Below are 6379 nucleotides of genomic sequence, written 5' to 3'. Positions count from 1 at the left end.
CAGGTCAATTTTCATAGTAAAGCGCCCACTTTAGCAAAGCTGGGCGCTTTGCTATAACCTCCTTACTTCTCGCTGCTTATCAACAGTTCAAAGTTAGCTAAATTTTGACGCAGAGAAGCAACGATTTGGTGGTTTTTACTAGATAGAAAAGAGTTCTGCAATTCACTACACTGTACGGACTTGGCACTGCCAAGCCCCTACTCCAGAATAAGGTTTTCATCAGGAAACTGCGTAACTCCTGATGTAATTTAAATGCCCATCAGCTTATCAATTATGGATGGTGCCGTCGGGCATGATTGCCCCACTCAAGAAGGCATCGGCTAAATCTACCTCACTTAGGTCTATGCCTTTTAGAGTTGCCTCCGTTAGGTCGGCTCCCTGAAAATTAGCACCACTGAGATGGGCTTCACTTAAGTTCGCTCCTGTTAAATTTGCCCCCCATAAATTAGCTCCTTCCAAATTCGCGCCTTCCAGGTTTGCCTCACTCAAGTTTGACCCCCAGAGGTCAGCTTGACTCAAGTCAGTTTGACTCAGGTTTACCTTATTTAAGTCAACACCACTCAGGTTAACGCCACTCAGATTTACTCCAACCAGCGATACACCAGGAGCCATTAAATAGGCACCGTGTTCAGCGGGGTCAAACCCTTGAGGAAATTGAGTCGCTTCATTGTAAATCGCTCCCTGAAGGCTTGCCCCCTCAAGGGTCGCGTTTTGCAGGTCGATGCCAAATAGATTGACCTTACACAAGTCAGCTCCACTCAAATCAGCTCCACTCAGATTGACTCCTTGAAGTGACACGCCAGGAGCAATTAAGTGTGCTCCCTGTGCAGTTGGGTCAAACCCTTCAGGAAATTGAGTGGCTTTGTTGTAAAGTGCTTCCTGAAGGTTTGTGTCTTCAAGCGTTGCTGTCTGAAGATTGACCCCAAACAAGTTTGTCTTGCTCAAATCTGCTCCGCTTAAATCTGCTCCCCGGAGGTCGGCTCCGTTTAGATTTATCCCAACTAACGACACCTCTGGAGCAATTAAGTATGCTCCCAGCTCAGTCGGGTTAGACCCTTCAGGAAAGTGAGTTGCTTTATTGTAAATCGCTCCCTGAAGGTTAACCTCGTGCAGGTTAGCGGTAGAGAGATTTGCTTCAAATAGGTTTGCCTGACTTAAATCGGCTCCACTCAAATCAGCTCCACTGAGTTTTGCACGCCAGAGGTCAGCACTCCTGAGTGACGCTCCTCTCAAGTCAGCTCCATTTAAGTCAGCTTCCCAGAGGTCAGCTCCACTCAAATTCGCTTTCCTCAGATTAGCTCTTTCAAGAGCGATTCCAAACAAATTTCCCTGACTCAGGTTGGCTTCCTCTAAATCGGCTTCCTCTAAATCGGCTCCACTGAGGTTGGCTCCACTGAGGTTCGCCCCTCGAAGTGACACAGCAGGAGCAATGAAGTATGCGCCTGCTGAAGGTAGGTCAAAATCTTCGGGAAATTGAGTTGTTTCGTCGTAGAGTGCCTCTTGAAGGTCTATCTCTACAAGAATTGCTGAGCGAAGATTGGCTCCAACTAGATTCGATTGTCTTAAATCCGCTTGGCTCAAATCAGCTTCACTCAAATCAGCTTCAGTCAAGGTCGCTTGCTTGAGATTGCAAGAGCGCAAATTGGCACCCTTCAAGTTTGTTTTCCACAAGTCTGCATGACTTAAATCTGCACCACTTAGATTGGCGCAACTCAGGTCTACGCCACTGAGGTTTGCCCCAATGAGTAAACTTTGAGGTGCAATTAAATAAGCCCCTGCCTTGGTCGGGTCAAACTTTGCGGGGAACTGAGTGGCTTGGTTGTAGAGTGTAGCTTGTAGGTTTGCTCCTTGCAGAACGGTACTCTTCAAGTTAGCCTCACTCAGGTTCGCACCGCACAAAATGGCATGACTTAAGTTAGCCTCACTGAGGTTGGCTCCAAATAAATCAGCTCCACTGAGGTTTGTTCCTGTCAGAATCGTCCTACTCAGGTTGGCTCGCCAGAAGCTGACTCTCTTGAGGTCTATCTCACTAAGGTTGGCTTTACTCAAGTCGGTGCCACTAAAATCTCTTTCCCCTACTGTATATCGCTCTCGAAGTTCGTCAGCATCCATATTATTGACATTTGAAGATTTTTGATGGTTCTTTGGCTTATATTGCTTTGGCGCCTAAAGAGCGATTGGTTGCTCTCCTCCAAAATTATCTACTTTAACTTGCAAGTTGATGATCAATATAATTCTTGTGGGATGAACCGAAAAGCCCGCCCAGATTATGCAAATTAGATGCACAGCCGCTTAACAACCAGCAACTTCCCCCTCAAGTTGTGGAAGTTAGCGCTCTGTGTGCATTAGCTAATTGTTGAAGACACTTCAGACTCTAAATCCCAGATTACATAACCTTTTTCGTTTTTTGTAATCACGGTTTTTTCAAGTTTGTCTCCTAACCTCGCCATGATTTCTAAAACATGTTCTTTTGTTTCCTCAGCACGGGAAAAGCTGTAGTATTGACCCTCAACGAGAATGGCAAATAAGCGGCGTTCTAAATGGGGTACTTTAATTCGACAGGTTTGGTACAGAGTTCGTGATTCCAAGACTTTACTCAAGGCTAAGTCCTGCGCTTGGACGCTGGAAAAAGAGCCGACTTGCTCTTTGTCCTGCTGAACTGACTGAGTTTCCTGAGGCGTTTGGGACAAGTTCAGTTTATCGGAGAGCGTGGCGATCGCAATTTTTGGAGTGTCAGAGGTGATCACTTGGCTGATTTCTGGAAAAGTCAGTGGCGGAAAACCGAGATGAGTTGCATCAAAAGCGTGTTCAGACTCTTCAATAGCGATGTCAACCGCTTCGGTTGTGGCATTAGGAGTTGTTAGAGTTTGATGATTGAAGTCTTCATCTTTCAAGGAAAATTCGATCGCTGAAACTTCTGGTCGGTATTCTGGCCGGTCGAGTGCTTCTTGGCTCATGTCCTGTCCTAAAGCGGTTTGCTGGACACTTTGCCGGGACTCTTCTTCCTCTTCTGAAGCACGGGCGGCGTGCCATCTCCGATGAACTTCAACACAAGCTATCCCTGCGCCAACACTGACGACAATCGCAAATCCAACATAGGGAATCGCCACATCTTTATGTTCGCCATCAAAAATGGGTTGAATTTCACCGCTATAAATGGGTGGGATTTCAACAAGAACGGGTTCTGATTTGATTAAAGCAAACGGCACAGTCAATGTTGAAAAGACGGCACTAGAGACAAATACAGCGGGTAGTAAAACATTGCTAAGGGAGTAACTAGACATATTCAACGGCTCCAAGTCATGAAGCGTGGTAACTGGTGCGTAAGTGAACAAACTGGAGTAGCGCACCCCCTGAAGTGACCAAAAACCTGCACTTGTCTCTCATATTCCGCACTCGATGCGGATTCACTCTCAATGATTCTTGCTGTTGTGGGAATTGAAAGCCTTTCTCAATAGGTCTTTCTAAGCGCGAAGTGCATTTGACTGACTTATTAAATTAATCGCTTTTTAAAGAGTCTAGCCTTTAGAGACCAGCCTGTTCAACGAAGTGTTCCTTGTGCCTCATCCCTTCAGATTTACGAGTACACATGTATCTCAGAACTTCTTTGACTCGCATTGCTCCGGTAATTTTTGACAATCTTCATCGTTTTACTCCCTCGGCAAACCCAAGTGAAAAATTAGCCTGTCTGGTTAAAGAATCTGTATTGGTTTGAATACGATCTACCTCGGCAGCAGCGCTTATGCGATCGCCTTTTAACTTAACTGAAACTTTAAGCTCTGAGTCCTGTATGCGTGAGTGATTGTCTGATCTATGTAAATGAAGGGACTGTCATAACTCAAACCGTAGCAGACTTAAAGCGTATGAACTTGAAAATCTTCCTAATTGTTGCAATGCTTTTCGCTGCTGCCGCACTGCCGCTTGCTATCCGTCTATCAGTCGCTGAAAACATTACTCAACCCCTAGTCGCTACGCCACTGCAAAAGTTTCAAAAAGCGATTCAACCCCTAAAAGCCAAGCGAGTAGACACAAAACAGATTCTAAAAACGAAGAGATGCACCGGATGTGACCTTCGGGATGTTGATTTGAGTGGTACTGACTTGAGCGGCGCTGACTTTAGAAACAGTGACCTCTCCGGCGCTAATCTCAAGGGTACTAAATTGAAAGATGCCAAAATGGGCGGTGCTCGTCTCAATAAGACAAACCTGACTCATACCGACTTAGATGGTGCTGATTTTCAAGGCAGTGACTTAAAAGGTGCTGACCTCAGTGAGGCGACTCTCTTGAATACCTCCTTGATTAATGCCGATTTAAGTACAGCGACTCTCCACCGTAGTGAACTTCGAGATGCTGACTTGACGGGAGCAAAGATCGAAAAAGCTAACCTAAGTAACGCAAGTTTATACGGCGCACACCTAACAGAAGCCAATCTCACAGGTACCAACTTCAGTAATGCTAACTTGCGTTACGCCAATCTCTACAAAGCGACCATGCGCGATACCAACCTAAAGGGAGCTGACTTGCGTATGGCAGTGATGCCGGATGGTTCAAGCCCTTATGGCACAACGGAGTACTAAGCAACCTATCTCAGAAGGGTAAGCCGTGGCACAAGCCTAGGGTACCTATAAGGGTACTTTCTGGAAACGGCTCCTGAAATTCGTTAAAATTCGGCGGTAGTTAAATTTATCACACGCTCTTAACCTCCCAGGAACGCACTCTCACCAACCTCAACTGTTTGCGTAAGTTTTCAGAAGCTGGGAGATAAATTATTACAGCGAACGTGAGAAAAGCTGAGTTTTTGTAAGAATTAACGGTTACACGAGAAAGATGAACGCTGAGATAATTCGGGCTTTGACTCCTCTATTCATAGCGACTATTGGTGGAGTAATTGGTGTTGCTGTTTTGTTTGTACCTGACACTAAAGATAATGATGCTAAATGGTCAGCCGGAATTGGGCTGGCGGGAACAGCGATTGCAGGTGCAGCCGGGCTTGCTCAGTCAACCAAGAATGAATCTAATATTTTAACGGGACCAAACGCACAAATCACACAAGGTCAAGACAACCCTGTGCAGCCATCAAACTAATGAGGGGAGTTCCTACAAGAAGGGAAAAGGAGTCTTTTCTCCTTTTCCCTGTCGGTTGATAGTGCTAATCAAATGTGCGATCGCTTTTCACTGCAAAAACTCGGCAGGTGAAAGTGGTGCATCCGTTCGGCGCTCTTTTGGGTTTTCGAGTTTTTTGGTATTCTCTGGTTCTGGTAGAAGCAGGTATCGAGGACCCCAGCCACCATTCACTTCCTCTTTTGGTGCGGGAAGTGTGGTTTGACCTGTTGGTAAGGCAATGGGTAAAACTTGGCTAGCTTGGACATACCGCTCACCATCAGATGTGTTGCGGACAATGTTGCTGACAAGCTTTATACCTTTCTTCTCTAGCAGTGGCTCTAGTTCTGACAAAGAATCCGTCGGTGCGAGGGTAGCAAGGAATGTTACGTCAGGCTCTGGGTCGAGTGAGAGTCCCAGTTTGGCTTGCTCCAGTTGCCATGCTTCTTTAAACTGACCATCGGGTGCGACTTTCCAAATGTTTAGAGTTGCCTGCCATTTCCCGTCCTTTACCTCGGCATCTTGATAAGCCAGAATTGAATAGGTCGGATTTTGGTTGAGGCTTGCAGAGAGCGACTCTGAGGAGCGCAAATAGCGAATTGCTGCGACTGTAAGGCGACTCTCGTCTGGCAAATTGGTGCTTCCTGCTACGGTGTAGACTCCTGAACGACTTGATGGTGTCACACGGATTTGAAAATTTGCGTCAGTTAAGAAGTTGGGTAAAAGAACCGGGAATTGTGGTGCTTTTAAGCCAACTTGAGAGCATCCCGTACTCAACATTAACAGGAGGACGAAGCTCACTAACCCTCGACCCAGAAACCAAGCGGGTAGAGAGAAGACTTTCTTGAGAAAAAGATGGCAAGACAAAATAATCATGGAAGACCGTTAAATGGATTGACAACTTGAGTGACAAATTGGGTAGATAAAAACTACAAAAGAAGCTCCTGTATCTATAATGCGATAGTAGAAATATGAGGTCAATCTTCGGTGAGTTGATGTAATACATCTGTTGGACGTAACCGACAGAATCAGTAATTTATCGATTGAAAGAAGTTCTGATTTTTGGCGCGATCGCGTTGTGTCAGTTAGCTCTTGATGTGTAATACAACAAGAAAAATCTCTCCTCAATTGCTAGATTGAAGTTTTCCTAGTCTGACGTGGGGAGTAAAAATACAACCTGAGGTCTAAATGTCTTCGATATAACTCGCTCTACTTATCTCTCCTCTTGTGTAAAACGGCTTCTGCCTTGCCTTTCTAGGGTTTCCCTTTTGCTATTCTT

General features: G+C 45.6%; 5 protein-coding genes. 2 read left to right on the top strand and 3 right to left on the bottom strand.

Translation table 11 applies throughout. The features are described from left to right. Window positions 1-267: 267 nt before the first annotated feature. A complete protein-coding gene (locus tag AC5JL3_RS11340; RefSeq protein ID WP_496074591.1) occupies window positions 268-2112 on the bottom strand; it encodes a pentapeptide repeat-containing protein in 1845 nt (614 codons plus the stop codon). A 233-nt stretch (window positions 2113-2345) separates the two neighbouring features. Next, window positions 2346-3284: a hypothetical protein gene (locus AC5JL3_RS11335; protein ID WP_496074590.1), complete on the bottom strand. Its 939-nt coding sequence runs from the start codon at window positions 3282-3284 to the stop codon at window positions 2346-2348. 579 nt (window positions 3285-3863) lie between these two features. Here AC5JL3_RS11335 and AC5JL3_RS11330 point away from each other — a divergent pair. Both AC5JL3_RS11330 and AC5JL3_RS11325 read left to right on the top strand, forming a co-directional pair. Next, window positions 3864-4577, top strand: coding sequence for a pentapeptide repeat-containing protein (locus AC5JL3_RS11330; RefSeq protein WP_496074589.1), 714 nt, complete (start codon window positions 3864-3866; stop codon window positions 4575-4577). Window positions 4578-4827: 250 nt separating this feature from the next. Continuing rightward, on the top strand, window positions 4828-5085 hold the full coding sequence (locus AC5JL3_RS11325) for a hypothetical protein (RefSeq protein WP_496074588.1): 258 nt from the start codon (window positions 4828-4830) through the stop codon (window positions 5083-5085). Between the two features lie 87 nt (window positions 5086-5172). On the opposite strand, the gene AC5JL3_RS11320 is transcribed toward AC5JL3_RS11325, so the two are convergent. Continuing rightward, on the bottom strand, window positions 5173-5976 hold the full coding sequence (locus AC5JL3_RS11320; RefSeq protein ID WP_496074587.1) for a hypothetical protein: 804 nt from the start codon (window positions 5974-5976) through the stop codon (window positions 5173-5175). Window positions 5977-6379: the final 403 nt, after the last annotated feature.

The sequence above is a fragment of the Symplocastrum torsivum genome, assembly GCF_059505465.1.
This window is presented reverse-complemented; position numbering and strand designations above follow the sequence as displayed.